This is a genomic window from Bradyrhizobium sp. RP6 (assembly GCF_003837805.1).
Lineage (GTDB): Bacteria > Pseudomonadota > Alphaproteobacteria > Rhizobiales > Xanthobacteraceae > Bradyrhizobium.
In genome coordinates this window covers 92,545-111,523 of sequence record NZ_RQIT01000008.1, presented here as the reverse complement: position 1 = coordinate 111,523, position 18,979 = coordinate 92,545, and the positions used below count along the sequence as shown (strand labels likewise).

The 18,979-nt window shown below is 64.5% G+C and carries 19 protein-coding genes; 11 read left to right on the top strand and 8 right to left on the bottom strand.

Annotation, left to right across the window (positions count from 1 at the left end; translation table 11 throughout):
- The first annotated feature begins 99 nt into the window (after positions 1 to 99).
- Positions 100 to 777, top strand: coding sequence for a 3-oxo-tetronate 4-phosphate decarboxylase (gene otnC, locus EHH60_RS17465; RefSeq protein WP_502697410.1), 678 nt, complete (start codon positions 100 to 102; stop codon positions 775 to 777).
- Positions 778 to 942: 165 nt separating this feature from the next.
- On the opposite strand, the gene EHH60_RS17460 is transcribed toward otnC, so the two are convergent.
- From EHH60_RS17460 to EHH60_RS17435, 6 genes are all read right to left on the bottom strand, one after another.
- Positions 943 to 1,647, bottom strand: a complete 705-nt coding sequence (locus tag EHH60_RS17460) for an ABC transporter ATP-binding protein (protein ID WP_124160696.1) — start codon at positions 1,645 to 1,647, stop codon at positions 943 to 945.
- Positions 1,631 to 2,362, bottom strand: coding sequence for an ABC transporter ATP-binding protein (locus EHH60_RS17455; protein WP_124160695.1), 732 nt, complete (start codon positions 2,360 to 2,362; stop codon positions 1,631 to 1,633). Before EHH60_RS17455 ends, EHH60_RS17460 begins: the two co-directional genes overlap by 17 nt.
- Positions 2,359 to 3,342 carry a branched-chain amino acid ABC transporter permease gene (locus EHH60_RS17450; RefSeq protein ID WP_124160694.1) on the bottom strand — a complete coding sequence of 328 codons (984 nt, stop codon included), beginning with the start codon at positions 3,340 to 3,342 and terminating at the stop codon, positions 2,359 to 2,361. Before EHH60_RS17450 ends, EHH60_RS17455 begins: the two co-directional genes overlap by 4 nt.
- Complete coding sequence (locus EHH60_RS17445; protein WP_245454515.1) at positions 3,342 to 4,175, bottom strand: branched-chain amino acid ABC transporter permease; 834 nt, start codon at positions 4,173 to 4,175, stop codon at positions 3,342 to 3,344. The genes EHH60_RS17450 and EHH60_RS17445 overlap by 1 nt, the downstream gene beginning before the upstream one ends.
- A gap of 196 nt (positions 4,176 to 4,371) precedes the next feature.
- A complete protein-coding gene (locus EHH60_RS17440) occupies positions 4,372 to 5,616 on the bottom strand; it encodes an ABC transporter substrate-binding protein (protein WP_124160692.1) in 1,245 nt (414 codons plus the stop codon).
- A gap of 88 nt (positions 5,617 to 5,704) precedes the next feature.
- Positions 5,705 to 6,520 (bottom strand): putative hydro-lyase, encoded by an 816-nt coding sequence (locus tag EHH60_RS17435; protein WP_124160691.1) that lies wholly within the window; start codon positions 6,518 to 6,520, stop codon positions 5,705 to 5,707.
- Between the two features lie 120 nt (positions 6,521 to 6,640).
- On the opposite strand from EHH60_RS17435, the gene EHH60_RS17430 reads away from it, so the two are divergent.
- From EHH60_RS17430 to EHH60_RS17415, 4 genes are all read left to right on the top strand, one after another.
- A complete protein-coding gene (locus tag EHH60_RS17430; RefSeq protein ID WP_124160690.1) occupies positions 6,641 to 7,558 on the top strand; it encodes a LysR family transcriptional regulator in 918 nt (305 codons plus the stop codon).
- Between the two features lie 82 nt (positions 7,559 to 7,640).
- Complete coding sequence (locus EHH60_RS17425) at positions 7,641 to 8,891, top strand: Zn-dependent hydrolase (RefSeq protein ID WP_124160689.1); 1,251 nt, start codon at positions 7,641 to 7,643, stop codon at positions 8,889 to 8,891.
- Positions 8,892 to 8,907: 16 nt separating this feature from the next.
- The gene (locus EHH60_RS17420; RefSeq protein WP_124160688.1) at positions 8,908 to 9,819 is read left to right on the top strand and encodes an NAD(P)-dependent oxidoreductase; all 912 of its coding nucleotides are present in this window, start codon (positions 8,908 to 8,910) and stop codon (positions 9,817 to 9,819) included.
- Between the two features lie 13 nt (positions 9,820 to 9,832).
- Positions 9,833 to 10,906: a malate/lactate/ureidoglycolate dehydrogenase gene (locus EHH60_RS17415; RefSeq protein ID WP_124160687.1), complete on the top strand. Its 1,074-nt coding sequence runs from the start codon at positions 9,833 to 9,835 to the stop codon at positions 10,904 to 10,906.
- 240 nt (positions 10,907 to 11,146) lie between these two features.
- Here the strand turns inward: EHH60_RS17415 and EHH60_RS17410 are convergent, their stop codons facing one another.
- On the bottom strand, positions 11,147 to 12,220 hold the full coding sequence (locus tag EHH60_RS17410) for a tartrate dehydrogenase (RefSeq protein ID WP_124160686.1): 1,074 nt from the start codon (positions 12,218 to 12,220) through the stop codon (positions 11,147 to 11,149).
- 154 nt (positions 12,221 to 12,374) lie between these two features.
- On the opposite strand from EHH60_RS17410, the gene EHH60_RS17405 reads away from it, so the two are divergent.
- The 3 genes from EHH60_RS17405 (at position 12,375) to EHH60_RS17395 (ending at position 15,351) form a co-directional block, all read left to right on the top strand.
- Positions 12,375 to 13,151: an SDR family oxidoreductase gene (locus tag EHH60_RS17405; protein ID WP_124160685.1), complete on the top strand. Its 777-nt coding sequence runs from the start codon at positions 12,375 to 12,377 to the stop codon at positions 13,149 to 13,151.
- Positions 13,152 to 13,271: 120 nt separating this feature from the next.
- Positions 13,272 to 14,690, top strand: a complete 1,419-nt coding sequence (locus tag EHH60_RS17400; protein ID WP_124160684.1) for an amidase — start codon at positions 13,272 to 13,274, stop codon at positions 14,688 to 14,690.
- A 10-nt stretch (positions 14,691 to 14,700) separates the two neighbouring features.
- Positions 14,701 to 15,351 carry an aspartate/glutamate racemase family protein gene (locus EHH60_RS17395; RefSeq protein WP_124160683.1) on the top strand — a complete coding sequence of 217 codons (651 nt, stop codon included), beginning with the start codon at positions 14,701 to 14,703 and terminating at the stop codon, positions 15,349 to 15,351.
- Here EHH60_RS17395 and EHH60_RS17390 read toward each other — a convergent pair.
- Positions 15,348 to 15,995, bottom strand: coding sequence for a TetR/AcrR family transcriptional regulator (locus EHH60_RS17390; protein WP_124160682.1), 648 nt, complete (start codon positions 15,993 to 15,995; stop codon positions 15,348 to 15,350). The two genes, EHH60_RS17395 and EHH60_RS17390, sit on opposite strands and share 4 nt — an antisense overlap.
- Positions 15,996 to 16,131: 136 nt before the next feature.
- On the opposite strand from EHH60_RS17390, the gene EHH60_RS17385 reads away from it, so the two are divergent.
- Genes EHH60_RS17385 through EHH60_RS17375 form a run of 3 tightly spaced genes read left to right on the top strand, consistent with a single transcriptional unit; the run spans position 16,132 to position 18,979 of the window.
- Positions 16,132 to 16,341, top strand: a complete 210-nt coding sequence (locus EHH60_RS17385; protein ID WP_124160681.1) for a ferredoxin — start codon at positions 16,132 to 16,134, stop codon at positions 16,339 to 16,341.
- 57 nt (positions 16,342 to 16,398) lie between these two features.
- Positions 16,399 to 17,622, top strand: coding sequence for a cytochrome P450 (locus EHH60_RS17380; protein ID WP_124160680.1), 1,224 nt, complete (start codon positions 16,399 to 16,401; stop codon positions 17,620 to 17,622).
- 34 nt (positions 17,623 to 17,656) lie between these two features.
- Positions 17,657 to 18,979, top strand: coding sequence for an MFS transporter (locus EHH60_RS17375; RefSeq protein WP_124160679.1), 1,323 nt, complete (start codon positions 17,657 to 17,659; stop codon positions 18,977 to 18,979).

Genomic DNA, 18,979 nt, shown 5'->3' with positions numbered 1-18,979 from the left:
CGAACGTTTCCCGGACGGCCGCCCTTTGCGGCGGCTCATCGAACCGATATCACGGCTTGGCCGCGCTGCCAAAGCGTGAGACAAGCGGGCATGACGGCCATGAAAACTGAAACGAGCGACGAAACAAGGCTGCGCGAGGATATCTGCCGCTTCGGACGGTCCCTGTTCGAGCGCGGGCTGACGCCGGGCTCCTCCGGTAATATCAGCGTGCGGCTGGACAGCGGCGGCTGGCTGGTGACGCCCACCAATGCCTCGCTCGGCTTCCTCGACCCGGCGCGGCTGTCGCGGCTGGATAGAACGGGACAGCTGGTCTCGGGCGATGCGCCCACCAAGGAAGTTCCGCTGCACACCGCGCTCTACGACACGCGCGGGAGCGCGCGCGCGATCGTGCACCTGCACTCCACCCATTCGGTCGCGCTCTCAATGCTGCCCGAGATCGATCCGCGCGCCGCGCTGCCGCCGATGACGGCCTATTATCTGATGAAATGCGGCGCCACCGCGCTCGTGCCCTATTACCGCCCCGGCGATCCCGCGGTGGCGGACGCCATCAAGGGGCTGGCGGGCAAGTATTCATCCGTGCTGCTCGCCAATCACGGCCCGGTCGTCGCCGGCGATACGCTGGAAGCCGCGGTGTTCGCGACCGAGGAGCTGGAGGAAACGGCGAAGCTGTACCTGCTGCTGCGCGGGATGAACCCGCGGTACTTGTCGCCGGAGCAGGTGACGGATCTGGTGAAGGTGTTCGGGGTGGCGCTGCCGGAGCACGGGCACGGACATTAGGCTCGGCTCTCACCTCCGTCCATCCTGACGTGCGAACCTTGCGATGCATCAGCATCGCAAGGTGAAGCCTCGAACGATAGGCTACAGACGCCCGCAGCCCATCCTTCGAGGCGCGCGAAGAGTGCGCACCTCAGGATGACGGCTGCGATTGCGGCGGCAGTCTAGCTACAGCCCCAGATACGCCTTGCGCACATCGGGATTGCCCTTGATCTCGCTTGCTGCGCCCTGCATCAGCACGCGTCCGGTTTGCAGGATGTAGGCGCGATCGGCGATCTCGAGGCATTCGGCCATGCGCTGCTCGACGATCAGCACGGTCATGCCGGCATCGCGGATGCGCTTCACGGCCTGGAAGATCTCATCGACCAGCTTCGGCATGATGCCCTGCGAGGGCTCGTCGAGCATCAAGAGGCGCGGACGTGTCATCAGCGCGCGGCCGATGGCGAGCATTTGCTGCTCGCCGCCGGAGAGCGTCTCGGCGCGCTGCTCCAAACGTTCCTGTAGACGCGGGAACAGCGTGAAGACGAGATCGAGCGGCTGCTCACGGTTGGCTTCGCCCCGGTAGAGATAGCTGCCGAGGCGAAGATTGTCGCGCACCGACAGGCGCGGGAACAGGCGGCGGTTCTCCGGCACATAGGCGATGCCGGTGGCGGTGATGTGGTGCTGCGCCATGCCGTCGAGGCGCTTGCCGTCGAATGTCACCGTGCCGGAACGCGGGCGCTCGGCGCCGGCGATGGATTTCAGCAGCGTCGACTTGCCCGCGCCGTTGGCGCCGGCGACGCAGACGATCTCGCCCTTCTCGACCTCGATCGAGACCGCGGAGATCGCGACCAGGCCCTGATAGGCGGTGGTGACTTCACGCACCGACAGCATGACGATCTCCCAGATATGCCTTGATCACCTTGGGATCGCGGACGACGTCTGCGGGCTTGCCCTCGACCAGGACCTTGCCGAGATCGAGCACGATGGCGCGGTCCACCAATGGCATCACGATCTCCATGACATGCTCGACCATCAGCACGGTGATGCCGGCATCGCGCACCTTGCGCACGAGCGCGACACCGGTCTGCGCCTCCGTGGGCGTGAGGCCGGTGAGGACTTCGTCGAGCAGCAGCAGCTTCGGCTCGGTCGCAAGCGCCCGCGCGACTTCGAGGCGGCGCTTCTCGGCCGGCACGAGGTCGCTCGCGAGCACGTCGGCGCGCGCGGCAAGGCCGGTGAACTCCAGCACCTCATGCGCCTTGCGGCGCGCTTCCCGCATCACGGTGTTGCGCACGAGCGCACCGACGATGACGTTGTCGATCACCGTCATGGTCTCGAAGCTCTTGACCACCTGGAAGGTCCGGCCGATCCCGCGCTGGCAGCGCTCGGCCGCCGGCATGTGGGTGACGTCCTCGCCGTCGAACCGGATCGAGCCTTGCGTCGGCGGCAGGACGCCCGCGATGAGATTGAACAGGGTCGACTTGCCGGCACCGTTCGGGCCGATCAGACCGACGATCTCGCCGCGGCCGACCGAGATCGAGACGTCGCTGTTGGCGATGAGCCCGCCAAAGCGCTGCCAGACGCCGCGGGTTTCGAGCAGCGCACTCATCGCGTGGCTCCTTTCGTCTTGGCGCGGGAGAACAGGCTCACCAGTCCCTGCGGCAGCGCCAGCGAGATCAGCACGATCAGCGTGCCGTAGACGATGAGATCGACGCCGCGCCCGGAGCCGCCGATGTAGGAGCGCGTCAGCTCCGTCATCGGGATCAGGATGGCGGCGCCAAGCACGGGGCCCCAGAGCGTACCGATACCGCCGAGCACGGCCGGCAGCGCCATCAGCAGCGAGAACTGGAAGCCCATCACGCTCTCAGGATCGATATAGGCGAGAAACTGCGCATAGAAGGCGCCGCCGATGGCGACCAGGAAGGCGGAGACGGCAGCCGCCCCCATCTTGGAATTGAACACGACGACGCCGAGGCTCTCGGCCGCTTCCGGATTGTCCTTCACCGCGCGCCACCAAAAGCCCCATTTGGAATCTTCCAGCCACCAGGTGACGAACCAGGCGAGGCAGCACAGCGCCAGCGCAAAATAGAAGTACGGCAGCTTGGTGCGCAGGAACTGGAACTTCAGCCAGCTGTCGCCGCGGATCGGGATGGTGATTCCCATCGCGGCCCCCGCCCACTCCCAGTTCTGGAAAAGCAGCAGCCCGATCTCGGCGATGACGATGGTCGCGATCACGAAGTAATGGCCGCGCAGGCGGAAGAAGGGATAGCCGAGCCCCATTGCGATGAGTGCCGCGATCACGCCGCCGCCGAGCATGCCGAACCAGGGCAGCACGCCGAACTTGGTGAACAGCAGCTCGGTGGTGTAGGCGCCGATGCCGAAATAGAGCGCGTGCCCAAGCGAGATCTGTCCGCAATAGCCGGACAGGATGTTCCAGCTCTGCGACAGCGCTGCGTACATCAGCGTCAGGATCAGGATGTTCTGGACGTAGACGTCCTTGACGAACAGCGGCGCCAGTGCGGCGAGCCCGGCCAGTCCTGCGGCGATGATGAGGTCGCGGCGGCGCCGCGCGGCAAAATTCTTGTCCATCACATCGACCCGAACAGGCCGCGCGGCCGGATGAAGACGACGAGGAGATAGACGGCGTAGATGCCGACCGACTTCAGCGACGGCGGCAGCACCAAGGCGGTGACCGCCTCGACGAGACCGACGATGATGCCGCCGGCGAAGGCGCCGAACACGCTGCCGAAGCCGCCGAGCGCCACCGTGACGTAGGCGATCAGCGCAAAGGACGCGCCGACGTCGGGGTAGATGTAGAAGAACACCGCCATGATCGCGCCGGCGAGACCGACCAGCGCGGCGCCGAGGCCCCAGCCGAACGCGAACACGCGGTTCTTGTCGATGCCGACGAGAGCGACCGCACCGGGATCTTCGCGGGTGGCTTCGATCGCACGGCCGAAATCGGTGCGATGGATGAAGAAGTAGAGACCGACAAAGGCGAGAATCGAGACCAGCGCGCCGACCAGCTGAGGCTCCGGCAGGAAGATGCCGGCGACCGAGATGGTTTTACCGCCGAGCCAGGACTGCGGAATGCTGCGATAGTCCGGGGTGAAGAAGAACTGCGCGAGGCCGCGCATGACTATGGCGAGACCGAACGTGGTGAAGATCTGCACCATGCCGGCATTGGCCTTGGCCCGCATGGCGAAGCGGACAATGAGCAGGTAGATCACCGCTCCGAAAACGAAGAGCGCCGCGGCGACCAAGGGCGCCGACAGCAGGGGGTCGATGGCGAAGAACGCGAACAGGAAGAAGGACAGGTACATCGCGAGCATCAGGAACTCGCCATGGGCGAAGTTCGTGACGTCCATCAGGCCGAAGATCAGCGCGAGGCCGACCGCGATCAGTCCGTAGAGCAGGCCCATGAGGAGGCCGCTCGCGAGACTCTGGATAATGGCTTGGGCTGTCAAAAGTCTGTCCCCCGAAATAGATCCTCATCCCGAGGGGCGCGCATCAGCGCGCGTCTCGAAGGATGGCCCAGCCCTCGTCCTTCGAGGCGCGGGCAACGCCCGCTCCTCAGGATGAGGGCGGGAGCTACATCTGAGCTCCCGCTTCCCACGCTTACTTCATCGGCCAGATCGCCTCGGCGATCGCGGCCTGCGGCGGGAAGATGGTGACGAACTTGCCGCCGACATATTGCAGCAGCACCGGGTCGGCGTCGTTGTTCTGACCCATCTCGTCGAACTTGACGCGCTTCCAGGGCATGATGGTCTGCTCGCCCGGAATGTCGGTCGCGGCCAGCGCGTCGCGGATCTTCTCGCCGTCGGTCGACTTGGCGCGGTTGATGGCATCGGCGAGGATGATCAGGCCCATGAACTGGCGCGAGGTGAGGTCGTTGAAATCCTTGCCCGACTTCGCCTTGAACATCTCGTTGATCTTGCCGACCATCGGGCGCTTCTGCGCGAGGTCGAGCGAGAACGTGCCGCGCGAGATCACGCCTTCGAGCTTGTCGCCGACGGCATCATAGAGCGCCTTCTCGGAGAAGCCGGCGTCCTGCGCCACGATCGCATTCGGCTTGTAGCCGAGCTCGGCCATGGTCTTGACCAGGAGGATGCCGTCGGTGGTGTAGCTCGAGGGCATCAGCACGTCGGCATTGGCGGTCTTGAGCTGCTGCACCTCGGCCGAGAGCGAGGGCGAGTTGGCGCGGTACTTGATGTCGGTGACGATCTTGTAGCCGCGCTCGCCGGCGATCTTGGTCTGGGCATTGCCGGAGTCGGTGCCGAAGATGGTGTCCTCGTGGAACAGCGACAGCGTCTCGATCTTGGTGCCCTTCTTCTTCATCGCATCGAAGAAGTCGAACATCGCAGCCGAGTACATCTCGTCATGCGGCGCGGCGCGGAAGTAATATTTCAGGCCGCGGCGATGCAGGCTGGGCGAGGAATTATCGGCCGACACGAACGGGACCTGATAGCGTTCGCAGATCTGGCTGACGGTGACGGCGACGGCGCTCTGGTAGGTGCCGATGATGGCGCAGACCCTCTCCTGCGTGATCAGGCGCTCGGCCTCGGCGCGGCCCTTCTGCGGATCGGCCTGGTGGTCGGCGAACACGAGACGGATCTTCGCGCCGCCGAGGCCCGGCAGGCCTTCGCCTTTCGCCAGCGGCAGGTCGAAAGCGGTGTCCTTGTTGATGACTTCGAGCGCAGTCTCATAGGCCTTCTGCGCGTCGACGCCCTGCTGCGCGCTGCCGCCGGAGAACGGATAGATCACGCCGATCACGACCTCCGACGTCTGTGCGCGCGCTGCCAGCGGCACGAGAGCGGCAGTGGCGGTGGCTCCCAACAGCACGTCGCGGCGAGTGATAGTCATGGCAAAGTTCCTTGTTATCGAATTCGGCTGATCGAATGAAGCGATTGATGGATGCGGTAAAGCCTGAAGAAGCAGCAAACGCTGCCTACTAAATCACGGCCAGGTTTCTGTTCTTCAGATCCGTCACCAGCATCAGGCCGGGCGAATGCGTGATCGCGAACGGGAGCTTCGCGGCGTTGATCACCGATTGCGGTGTCACCCCGCAGGCCCAGAACACCGGAATCTCGTCATCGGCGACCGGCACCGGATCGCCGTAATCGGGCTTCGCAATGTCCTTGATGCCGATCAGATGCGGATGGCCGAGATGCACGGGCGCACCGTGCACGGCGGGATAGCGTGAGGTGATCTGCACCGCGCGGATGGCATCGGCCGGCTTGAACGGGCGCATCGACACCACCATCGGACCGGCGAACGGACCGGCCTCGCCGCAAGGAATGTTGGTGCGATACATCGGCACGCGCACATTGTGCTCGATGTGCCGGATCGGCATGCCCTCCTCGAGCAGAGCTTCCTCAAACGAGAAGGAGCAACCGAGCACGAAGGTGACGAGATCGTCGCGCCAATGCTTCTTCACATCGGTCGGCTCGTCCACCACTTCGCCATCGCGCCAGACGCGGTAGCGCGGCACGTCGGTGCGGACGTCGAGATCGGCGCCGAGCGATCGGATATGCGGACTGCCGACGTCCGACATGCCGATGATCGGGCACGGCTTCGGATTGAGCTGGCAGAAACGGTGAAAGGCGCCGGCATATTCGGCAGGCAGGATCGCAAGATTGCCTTGGACAAAACCCGGAGCGACGCCGGCGCTGGAGGCGACCAGCCCCTCGCGGTAGGCAAGCCGGGCCTTGCGGCTCGGAAGGGCGTCGGGCGTTTCAGTTTGCTGCGCTGCCACCAAAACAGTCATGTGATCGACCTGCCTATAAACTCGACAGGGACAAGCCAACACCAAGCGTGCTATAAAGTCTAATCGTCGTTTCTAATCAATATCGATAAATCCGATTTATCGACTGGGATACTCCTTCCAATGCTGGACTTCAGGTCGATCGAGACGTTCCTCTGGGTTGTGAAGCTCGGCAGCTTTCGCGGCGCCGCGCAACGGCTCAACACGACCCAGCCCGCGATCTCCCAGCGCATCGCCCAGCTCGAGCGCGAGATGGGCGTGAAGCTGCTCAACCGCGATCATCGCGTGGCCTCGCCGACCCCGAGCGGCCGGCAGATGATGGTCTATGCGGAGAAGCTGATCGGCATGCGGGCCCAGATGATGGCGGAGATCAGCGACGCCTCGGCGATGCGTGGCGTGATGCGGCTCGGCGTCGCCGAGACCATCGTGCACACCTGGCTGCCGCGTCTCGTGAAGAGCGTGAACCAGGTTTATCCGAACCTGTCGCTGGAGATCGAGGTCGACATCACGCCGAACCTCACCGCGCGCCTGCTCGCCCAGGAGATCGAGCTTGCGTTTGTCGTCGGACCGCTGTCCGCCTCCGGCGTGCACAATCGCGTGCTTGCCGATTATCCGATCGGGTTTCTCGCAAGTCCCTCGCTCGGCCTCGGAAAGGGCCCGGTGACGTCGGCCGACCTCGCGCGGTTTCCGATCATCACCTTCCCGCGCAAGACCAAGCCTTACGAGGTCGTGCGCGAGGTGTTCGACCGGCCGGAGCTGCCGCCGATCCGCCTTCACGCCTCCGCCTCGCTCGCGACGGTCATCCACATGGCGGTCGAGGGGCTCGGCATCGCCGTGATCCCCGACGCCATCGTCGAGAACGAGCTCGCCGACGGACGGCTGCAACTGCTCGACACCGATCTCGCGATCGCGCCGCTGACCTTCACCGCAAGCTGGCTCGCCTCGCCCGACGTCGTCGCCGTGGAGCGCGTCGCCGAGCTCGCAAGGCAGATTGCGCAGAGCAGCCTCGCGGTTGACGCGCCCGCGCTGGCGCGTCATTGAAAAAGGCGCCGGACAACCTGCAACGTCGTTCCGGGATGGTGCGCAGCACCAGACCCGGAATGACAACTGAGAGACTGACCGCATGAGCCGAGCCGCCAGCAACCTGCAAATCGATTCCGCCCGCCTCTGGGGCTCCATCCACGAGACCGCGCAATTCGGCGCGACCGCCAAGGGCGGCGTGCGGCGGCTGACGCTCAGCACCGAGGACAAGCAGGTGCGCGACTGGTTCCGCAAGGCCTGCGAGGATGCCGGACTGGAAGTCCACGTCGACGCGCTCGGATCACAGTTCGGCCTGCGCAGGGGCCGCGACATGTCGAAGCCGCCCGTCGGCATCGGCTCGCACCTCGACACCCAGCCGACCGGCGGCAAATATGACGGCATCCTGGGGACGCTCGGCGCGCTGGAAGTGATCCGCACGCTGAACGATGCCGGCATCGAGACCGAGGCGCCGATCTGCGTCGTCAACTGGACCAACGAGGAAGGCTCGCGCTTCGCACCTGCGATGATGGCCTCCGCCGCCTATGTCGGCGACTTCACCACCGACGACATTTTGTCGCGCAAGGATGCCGAAGGCATGACCGTTGGCCAGGCGCTCGACAGTATCGGTTATCGCGGCGACAAGCCGGTCGGCTTCCAGAAGCTCGGATGCTTCGTCGAGCTGCACATCGAGCAAGGGCCAATTCTGGAAGCGGAAGGCAAGACCATCGGCGTGGTCGATTCCGGTCAGGGCGTGCTCTGGTACGACGGCAAGATTTCCGGCTTCGAGAGCCATGCGGGTTCGACCCCGATGCCGCTGCGGCGCGACGCGCTGGCGACGCTGTCGGAGATCGTGCTGGCGATGGAGGCGATTGCGAAGAAGCACGGGCCGAACGCGGTCGGCACCATCGGCGAGGCGGTGATCGCAAATCCCTCGCGCAACGTCATTCCCGGCGAGATCGCCTTCACCATGGACTGCCGCAGTGCCGACGGCGCCATCATGGATGCACTCGATCGCGATCTTCGTGCGGCGATCGCCGAGATCGCGGCACGCCGCAAGGTCGAGGTCAAGCTCGACCTGGTCTGGCGCAAGCCGCCGACCCATTTCGATCCCAAGCTGATTGCAGCAGTCGAAAACGCCGCGAAGACGCTGGGCTACTCCTCCCGCCGCATCACCTCCGGCGCCGGCCATGACGCCTGCAATCTCAACACCGTCATGCCGGCGGCGATGGTGTTCGTCCCCTGCAAGGACGGCATCAGCCACAACGAACTGGAGGATGCCACGCAGGCCGACTGCGCCGCGGGCACCAACGTGCTCATGCACACCGTGCTGACGATCGCCGGCGTCGCATCCTGACTGGAGAAGAACCCCCATGCGCGGAGTTTTCGTCGACGCCAATGAAGCCCTCGCCGTGATCATGGAGCGGCTGGAGAAGCCCGGCGATCCAAAGGTGCGGATCCACAGGGATCCCGATATCAGGCCAGAACAATATCCTGAGATCCTCGACGGCGCCGAGATCGCGATCGTCGACCACACCGCGCTTCCCACCGAAGTGGCGAGGAAATGCACGGGGCTGAAGCACGTCGTGTTCCTCGGCACCGGCGCGCGCAGCTACATGAACCCGGAGGAGCTCGCCGAGCTCGGCATCTCCGTGCATCTGATCAAGGGCTATGGCGACACGGCAGTGGCCGAATGCGCGATTGCACTGATGTGGGCCTCCGCCCGCGTCATCGCGATGATGGACCGCGAGATGCGGGCCGGCAACTGGCTGCGCGAGGACGGCATGCAGCTCACCGGCAAGACGCTCGGCCTAATCGGGTTCGGCGGCATCGCCGCGGAAGTTGCGCGCATTGCCACGGGAAGCGGCATGAAGGTGATCGCCTGGAATCGCTCGCCGAAGAGCTATCCCGGTGTCGAATTCACCGATCTCGATACGGTGCTGGCGAAGAGCGACGTCGTGTCGCTGCATCTGCTGCTCAACGACGAAACCCGCAGCATGATTACGCGCGACAAGATCTTCGCGATGAAACGTGGTGTCATCCTCGTCAACACCGCCCGCGCTGCGATCGTCGACGAAGCCGCCATGATTGACGCGCTGAAGTCCGGGCACATCCGCCATGCCGGACTCGACGTCTTCAATACGGAGCCGCTGCCCGGCGACCATCCGCTGACGAAACTGCCGAACGTGACGCTGTCGGCGCATTCGGCCTTCCGCACGCCCGAGGCGAGCGAGAACCTCATTCATGCGGCGTGGGAGCACTGCCGCCGGATCGTGAAGGGATAAAGAGCAACAACAAATGGCTGACTATCGCACCATCAAGGCAGAGCCTCTCACCAACGCCATCAAGGCCATCGTCAAGGCCGGCGGCTCCTCGGACCGCGAGGCCGAGCTCGTCTCGACCAATCTTGTCGAGGCCAATCTCAAGGGACACGACTCGCACGGCGTCGGCATGATTCCGCGCTATGTCCAGAGCGTCACCAACGGGGGCCTCGCCGTGAACCAGCACGTCAAGATCGTGCTCGACACCGGTCCGCTTCTCACCCTCGACGGCCTCACCGGCTATGGCCAGGTGATCGGCCATGAAGCGATGGAGCTGGCCGCCGAGCGCGCCAAGCGCAATGGCGTGTGTCTCGTCGGCCTTTCCAACGCGCACCATATCGGCCGCATCGGTCACTGGGCCGAGCAGTGCATCGACCATGGGCTGGTCTCGATCCATTTCGTCAACGTGATCTCGCGGCCGATCGTGGCGCCCTGGGGCGGCAGCGATGCCCGTCACGGCACCAACCCGTTCTGCGTCGGCATCCCGCGCAGGGGCAAGGAGCCGATCGTGCTCGACTTCGCCACCAGCAGGATCGCGCAAGGCAAGACCCGCGTGGCCCACAACAAGGGCGTCGAGCTGGAGCCCGGCACCATCATCGACAATGAAGGCAAACCCACCGTCAATCCGCGCTACACCGTGATCCCGCCGTACGGCGCGATCCTGCCGTTCGGCGAGCACAAGGGGTCGGGGCTCGCGCTGGTGTGCGAAATTCTCGGCGGCGCGCTCTCCGGCGGCCAGGTGGTCAAGGGCCCGTCCGACGGCAAGTACAACGTCCTCAACGGCATGCTCTCGATCGTCATCGACCCGGGCAAGCTCGGCACTGGCGAGAACCTCGCGCGCGAAGTCGAGAGTTTCGTTGCCTGGCACACCGGCTCACCGCCCGCTGCTGGTGTCGACAAGGTGAAGATCGCCGGCGAGCCCGAACGCGAGACCAAGAAGAAGCGCCTCGCCGAAGGCATTCCGGTCGACCCGACCACCTGGCAGGAGATTCTGGACGCCGGGAAGAAGTTCGGGTTGGATCAGGCGGCGATCGAGAAGATCGTGGGCTGATTGCAACGAAGCAATCACAACCGCTGTCGTCCCGGACAAGCACAGCTCTCGACAACGCGCAGCGTTGCCGAGAGCTTTGCGCCGATCCGGGACCATAACCACAGGACGTGGTTTGGCGAAGACTCGCGGTTACCAGTTCAGACAACAGCCTCTCCCTGGGGTTATGAGTCCCTGCTTTCGCAGGGACGACGGGAGAGTTTGTTGCGACGGCGGAATTAGCTTTCGCTAACGTCCCCCGCTTCAATCCACCATGTCCGCGACCGCCTTGCCGCAGGCGGTGGTGTCGGCGTTGCCGCCGAGATCCTTGGTGCGGAGCGTGCGTTCAGCCAGCGTGCGCTCGATTGCGTCGACGATCGACCTGCCGGCTTCCTTCTCTCCGAGATGCTCGAACATCATGGCACCCGACCAGATCATGCCGATCGGGTTGGCGATGCCCTGGCCGGCGATATCTGGCGCCGAGCCGTGCACCGGCTCGAATACCGAGGGGAAATCGCCCTCGGGATTGATGTTGCCGGACGGAGCGATGCCAATGGTGCCGGTGCAGGCCGGGCCGAGATCGGAGAGGATGTCGCCGAACAGATTGGAGCCGACAACGACGTCGAACCAGTCCGGATGCAGCACGAAGTTCGCGGTGAGAATGTCGATGTGGTACTTGTCCCACTTCACGCCCGGAAACTTCTTGGCCATCGCCTCCACGCGCTCATCCCAATAGGGCATGGTGATCGAGATGCCGTTGGACTTGGTCGCCGAGGTCAGGTGCTTCTTCGGCCGTGACTGCGCGAGCTCGAAGGCGAATTTCAGGATGCGATCGACGCCAGTGCGGGTCATCACCGTCTGCTGAGTCACGAACTCGCGGTCGGTGTCGGGGAACATGCGTCCGCCGACGGAAGAATATTCGCCTTCCGTGTTCTCACGCACCACCCAGAAATCGATGTCGCCGGGCTTGCGGCCCGCCAGCGGCGACGGCACGCCGGGCATCAGCCGCACCGGGCGCAGGTTCACATACTGGTCGAACTCGCGGCGAAACTTGATGAGCGAGCCCCACAGCGAGACGTGATCCGGAATCTTGGCCGGCCAGCCGACCGCGCCGAAATAGATCGCATCGTGCTTGCCGATCTTCTCCTTCCAGTCATCAGGCATCATCTGGCCGTGCTTCTCGTAATAGTCGTAAGACGAGAAGTCGAAATGGTCGAAATGCACGGAGACGTCGTGCTTCTTCGCCGCCGCCTCCAGAACGCGCAGGCCCTCGGGCATGACTTCCTTGCCGATGCCGTCGCCGGGAATGACCGCGATCCGGTATTGTTTCTTGCTCATTGAGAACGTCCTTGGTTGGTCCGGCAGCCGCCGCGTTTTGATCGCACTGCAATGGACCAAAGTCGCGGGCGGTGCAACGCTGCACTGCAATGTTGACCATGGCGCGGCCGAGCGCCTACTGATTTGATCCTGTTCCCATTCTGCGAGTACTCCCATGGATCTGCATCTGCGTGGCAAGCGCGTCCTGATCACCGGCGCGTCCAAGGGCATTGGCGCAGCCGCCGCCGAGGCGTTTGCCGAGGAAGGCGCGCATCTCCTGCTCGCCGCCCGCAGCGGCGAGGCGCTGAAGGCGCTGGCCGACCGGCTGCGCTCCGCACACCAGATCGACGCCGCAACGAGCATCGTCGATCTGCGCAAGGAGGAGGACGTGGCGCGGCTAGCGAAAGAAGCCGCGGACATCGACGTGCTCGTCAACAATGCCGGCGACATCCCCGGCGGCTCGATCGACAAGATCGACGAGGCGACCTGGCGGCACGCCTGGGAATTGAAAGTGTTCGGCTACATCAACCTGACGCGGCACATCTATGCGCAGATGAAGGCGAAGGGCGGCGGCGTCATCGTCAATGACATCGGCGCGGCCGGCGAAAAGTTCGACGCCAACTACATCTGCGGTAGCGCCGGCAACGCCGCGCTGATGGCGTTCACGCGCGCGCTCGGCGGCAAGAGCCTCGCCGACAACATCCGCGTCGTCGGCATCAATCCCGGGCCCGTCGGCACCGACCGGCACGTCACCTTGCTCAAGACGCGGGCCAAGCAACAGTTTGGCGACGAGAGCCGCTACAAGGAATTCCAGAAGGGCTTGCCGCTCGGCCGTCCTGCGCACGCGCGCGAGATCGGCGACCTCATGGCATTTCTGGCGTCGGACCGCGCCGGCTATACGTCGGGCGTGATATATACGGTGGACGGCGGCATCAGCGCGGGGTGGGGTTAACTCGATCCTCGTCATTGCGAGCGCAGCGAAGCAATCCAGGAATGGATCCGCGGTGGGAATCTGGATTGCTTCGCTGCGCTCGCAATGACGAAACCAAGAACGGGCATAGGAGTAAGATAATTGTCTCAAGACCTGATCCGCAAAACCGCATGCGCGGTCGTCGACAAGCTGCGGTCCGGCGACGTCTCGCCGCTCGAGCTTCTGGATGTGCTGGAGAAGCGCATCAAGGAGGTCGACGGCAAGGTCAATGCGCTGCCGATCCTGTGCCTGGATCGCGCACGCGATAGCGCCAAGGCCTTGATGCAGAAGCCGGCCGGCGCGCGCGGCCTGCTCGCCGGCCTGCCGGTCCCGATCAAGGATCTCACCGACGTCGCGGGCGTGTTGAACACGCAGGGCTCGCCGATCTTCAAGGACAACATCCCCGCGAAGTCCGACCTCATGGTCGAGAACCTCGAGGCCAACGGCGCGGTGGTCTACGCCAAGTCCAACACGCCGGAATTCGGCGCCGGCGCCAACACCTTCAACGAGGTGTTCGGCGCGACGCTCAATCCGTGGGATACGACGAAATCGGCAGCGGGCTCCTCCGGCGGCGCGGCCGTGGCGCTCGCAACCGGCATGGCCTGGCTCGCGCAGGGCTCCGACATGGGCGGGTCCTTGCGCAACCCGGCGGCTTTCTGCGGGGTCGTCGGCATGCGGCCGAGCATCGGCCGTGTCGCGCACACCCCAAAATCAGGTATCGATCGCAATCTCGGCGTGGTCGGCCCGATGGCACGCAATGTCGAGGATCTCGCGCTGCTGCTGGATGCCATGAGCGGCGACTATGCGGACGATCCGTTGTCGCTGCCGACCCCCGCAACCTCGTTCCTGTCGGCGGCACAGGCGGGCAAGAAGCCAAAGCGCATCGCCTATTCACCCGACCTCGGCATCACGCCGGTCGATCCAGAAGTGAAGGCGATCACGCGCAAGGCCGCGGAGCGCTTTGCGGAAGCCGGAGCCATCGTGGAGGAGGCGCATCCGGACTGGCGCGAGGCGCATGAGTGCTTCCATGTGCTGCGCGCGTTCGACTTCGCGATCACCAAGGCCAACCTGCTGCGCACCAAACGCGACATGCTCAAGCCCGAGGTGATCTGGAATATCGAGGAAGGCCTCAAGCTCACGGTCGATCAGCTCGCGCGCGCCGAGGCGCAGCGCGTCGGCATGACTGCGCGGGCGGTCGAGTTCTTCAAGAGCTACGATCTCCTGCTGGTGCCGACGACGATCGTGCCGCCCTTCCCGATCGAACACCGCTATGTCGCCGAATGCGCCGGCAAGAGGTTCGACAACTACGTCGAGTGGCTCGGCATCGTCTACGCCATCACGCTCGCCTGCTGTCCCGCGCTCTCGCTGCCGTGCGGCTTCACGGCGTCGGGCCTGCCGGTCGGCGTGCAAGTCGTCGGCGCACCGCGGGCCGACGCACAGGTGATCGCCGGCGCGAAGGTGCTGGAGGATATTCTGGGCCTGCGCGGCACGACGCCGATCGATCCGAAGGTGAAGAGCTGACATATACCTGATGACGAATCCGCCTCGCGTCGCCCTCATCCACGCGCTCAAGCACTCCATCGCGCCGATCGAAGCCGCATTCGCGAAGGCGTGGCCCGAGGCACGGCTGATGAACCTGCTCGACGACAGCCTGTCTGCGGATTTGGCGCGCGACGGCACGCTCAACGATGCCATGACCGAGCGCTTCCTCGCGCTGGCCGATTACGCAGCGGCGACGGGAGCGGATGGCATCTTGTTCACTTGTTCCGCGTTCGGCCCCTGTATCGAGGCGGTCGCGCGCGCACATGCGCCGATGCCGGTGCTGAAGCCGAACGAAGCCATGATCGAACGCGCCGTGACCATGGGTCGGCGCATCGGCCTGCTCTCGACCTTTCCGCCGACGCTGGCGTCGATGCCGTCCGAGTTCCCTGCCTCCGTCCAAATCACGCCGAAACTGGCCGAGGGCGCGCTGGCCGCGCTCGATCGCGGCGACCGCGCCACGCACGACCGGCTGATCGCGGAAGCATCTCGCGATCTACGCGACTGCGACGTCATCGCGCTCGCGCAATTCAGCATCGCCGCGTCTGCGCCGCTGGTTGCAGAGGCCACCGGCCGCCCGGTCGTGACGACGCCGGACAGTGCCGTCGACAAGCTGATGGGGCTGCTGAAGGTGAAGGCTTAGGCGCCGGCCTTTGTCCGGCGCCGCGCATCCTTGATCGCCACCGCGAGCGCAGCCTTCGTCTCGTTGACGAAATCCTCGACCAGTTCCTCGCGCGTGGCATGCGCCGCCTCGCCGGTGAACAGGCCCTGCTCGGCCAGCATCACGACGCCGTGCAGCGCCGCCCAGATCTTGAGCGCCTGCCGCTCGCGCAAGTAGCCGACCGCCGGGGCCTCCAGTGCCTCGATCACGAGCGCAAAGGTTGCGCGTGTCGCCTCGTGCAGCTCGCTGCCCTTGGCCGCGCAGGACACCGTTCGCGAGGCGAACATCAAGCGGTAGATCCCATTACGGCGCAGACCGAAATCGAGCGTCGCCAGCGCGAGGCGCGAGAGTTTCGACTGCTTCGACGGCTTTGCCATCGCCTCGCGCAGAAGCGTCGAGAATTGCCTGAATGCCTCCGCCGTGACTGCCGCGAGCAACGCCTCACGGTCCGCGAAATGCCGGTATGGCGCCGGCTGCGAGACACCGAGCTGCCTGGCAAGCGCCTTGATGCTGATCGCCTCGGCGCCGCCCTGCTCCGCTTCGCGCAATGCGGCCTTGATCAAGGCGTCGCGGAGATCGCCATGGTGATAGGTCTTCTCGGATTTGCGAGCGAGTTGTGAACGCATGTTGAGTCGAAGCCTATGAGTTTGCGCTTGACAGGGGAAGCCCGCCGCGAATGTAATAGGATATAACTTAGAACAATCCCAGATGAGGAACGCGCCGCCCTTCGGGCCCCGCGCGCAAACGACCGAGGAAGCCGCAATGTCAGAGCGACTAAGGGTTCACGTCGATCCCGACAAATGCCAGGGCCATGCCCGCTGCAAGGCGCTCGCGCCGGAACTTTTCGAGCTCGACGAATATGGCAACGCGCACGAAGCCGGCGACGGCACTGTCCCGCCGGGGCTCGAGGACAAGGCCTGGCTTGCAAAAGCCAACTGCCCGGAAATCGCAATCGATGTGATCGAGGAGTAGCGCGGCCGCGGCCGCCCCGCGTGCTTTCAGCGAACACGAGCCAAGGGATTCCCTGCCATGTCCGACGTCAACCAGCCCGCCGCCCATCCGCCCGTGACCGACTGGGTCCATGATTTCGACCACACCGATCCGCAATGGACGGAGGATCCCTTCCCGATCTGGGACGAGCTGCGGGCCGTAAGTCCCGTGGTGCACACGAAACGCTTCCTCTGCTGCTACCTGCCGACGACCTATGAAGCTGTGCGCGAGATCGCCAACGATACCGAGCACTTCTCCTCACGCCGCATCATCGTCCGTGACGTGCGGCCGGAAATCACCAGCAGGAACGCGGCCCCGCCGATCACCTCCGATCCGCCCGAGCACAAGCCGGCCAAGCAATTGCTGCTGCCACCCTTCACGCCGGACGCGATGAAGAAGCTCGAGCCGAGGGTCCGCGCCATCTGCAACGAGCTGATCGACGACTTCATCGCCGATGGGAAGGTCGACGCTGCCACGCGCTACAGCAAATACATCCCGGTTCGGGCGATCGCGCACATGCTCGGCATCCCCGAGAGCGACAGCGACCTCTTCATCAACTGGATCCACATGATCCTCGAGCTCGGCATCAAGGACGAGAACAAGCTGCTCCAGGCCGTGCAGGAGATGACGGCCTATTTCAGCAGCCACATCGAAGCGCGCAAGAACAAGCCCACCGAGGACCTGATCTCCTACCTGATGAACGCCCGGGACAAGGACGGCAATCCGCTCGAGGACTCCCATGTACTGGGCTCGTTGCGCCTGCTGCTGATCGCCGGCATCGACACCACCTGGAGCGCGATCGGCTCCTCGCTCTGGCATCTTGCGAAGACGCCGGCCGACCGCGCGCGGCTGATCGCCGAGCCCGGGCTGATCCCAACGGCGGTGGAGGAACTGCTGCGCGCCTATTCGCCGGTGACGATGGCGCGCGAGGTGGTCAAGGAGACGACGGTTTCAGGCTGTCCGGTCGAGGCGGGCAATATGGTGCTGCTGTCCTTCCCAGCCGCCAACCGCGATCCCAAGATGTTTCCGGACGCTGACAAAGTCGTGATCGACCGCCGCGAGAACCGCCACGCTGCCTTCGGCCTCGGCATTCATCGCTGCGTCGGTTCCAACCTTGCGCGAATGGAGATGCAGGTTGCGCTGGAGGAATGGCTGAAGCGGATTCCGGATTTCCGCCTCGATCCGACAGGCACCGTGACCTGGTCGCAGGGCACGGTGAGAGGCCCCCGGCAGTTGCCATTTTTGCTGGGAAAGGCGATGTAGGCCTTCCTCAGACGAAGGAAGCGGAAGGCCGGACGTGACAGAGCAAGCAATCCAACCGGCCTCCAAGACTTTTGACGTCGCCGACGCCGAGCGGCGGATCAAGGCAATCTTCATCGGCTCCATCGGCAATCTCGTCGAGTGGTACGATTTCTACGCCTATACGGCATTCGCGCTCTACTTCGCCCCAGCCTTCTTCCCTGGTAACGATCCCGTCGTCCAGCAATTGAACGTCGCCGTCGTATTCGCGGCGACCTTCCTGATGCGCCCCCTCGGCGGGTGGTTCTTCGGCTATCTCGCCGACCATTTCGGCCGACGCATTTCGCTGACCCTGTCCGTCGTCTTCATGTGCTTCGGCTCGCTGATCATCGCGCTTACGCCGACCTATGCCACGATCGGCTTCGCCGCACCGGTGATCCTGGCGCTCGCTCGCGTCATCGAAGGCCTCAGCCTCGGCGGCGAATATGGCGCCAGCGCCACCTACCTCAGCGAAGTCGCCGACCCCAAGCACCGCGGTTTCTATTCCAGCTTTCAGTACGTGACGCTGATCGGTGGCCAGCTTACTGCGATCATCGTGCTGCTTCTCCTGCAAAAGGTCTTCCTCACCCCGGAGCAGTTGAAGGACTGGGGTTGGCGTATCCCCTTCGCGATTGGCGCGCTGCTGGCGATCTTTGCCGCGGTCATGCGGCGCGGCCTGCACGAGACCGAGGCGTTCGAGGAGGCCAGGAAGGTGGTGAAGCCGACCGGCTCGCTCGCCAACCTGTTGCGATATCCACGCGAGCTCTTGCTTGTCGTCGGCCTCACCGCCGGCGGCACTGCGGCGTTCTACACCTTCACCACCTACATGCAGACCTTCGTCAAGCTTTCGGTCGGGCTGACCGAGGACCAGACCACTTTCGTGATCTTCGGCACGCTGATCTTCGCGACCATCCTCCAGCCGATCTACGGCGCGATCTCCGACAAGATCGGCCGCAAGCCGCTGCTGATCTTCTTCGGTGTTGCCGGCACCCTCGCGACCGTTCCGCTGCTGATGGCGCTGAAGGAGACGAAATCGCCCTTCATCGCGTTCATCCTGATCTGCGCCGCCTGGCTATTCGTGGCCGGCTACACCTCGATCAACGCCGTGGTGAAGGCGGAATTGTTCCCGACCAATGTCCGCGCGCTCGGCGTCGGTCTGCCCTATGCCATCACGGTCTCGATTTTCGGCGGAACGGCGCCGGCGATCGCGCTCTACTTCAAGAGCATCGGGCACGAGGAATGGTTCTATTTCTATCTCAGTGCCATCATCTGCCTGTCGCTGATCATCTATGCTACCATGCGAGACACCAAGCACGCCTCCGCAATGCATCGCCACGAGTAG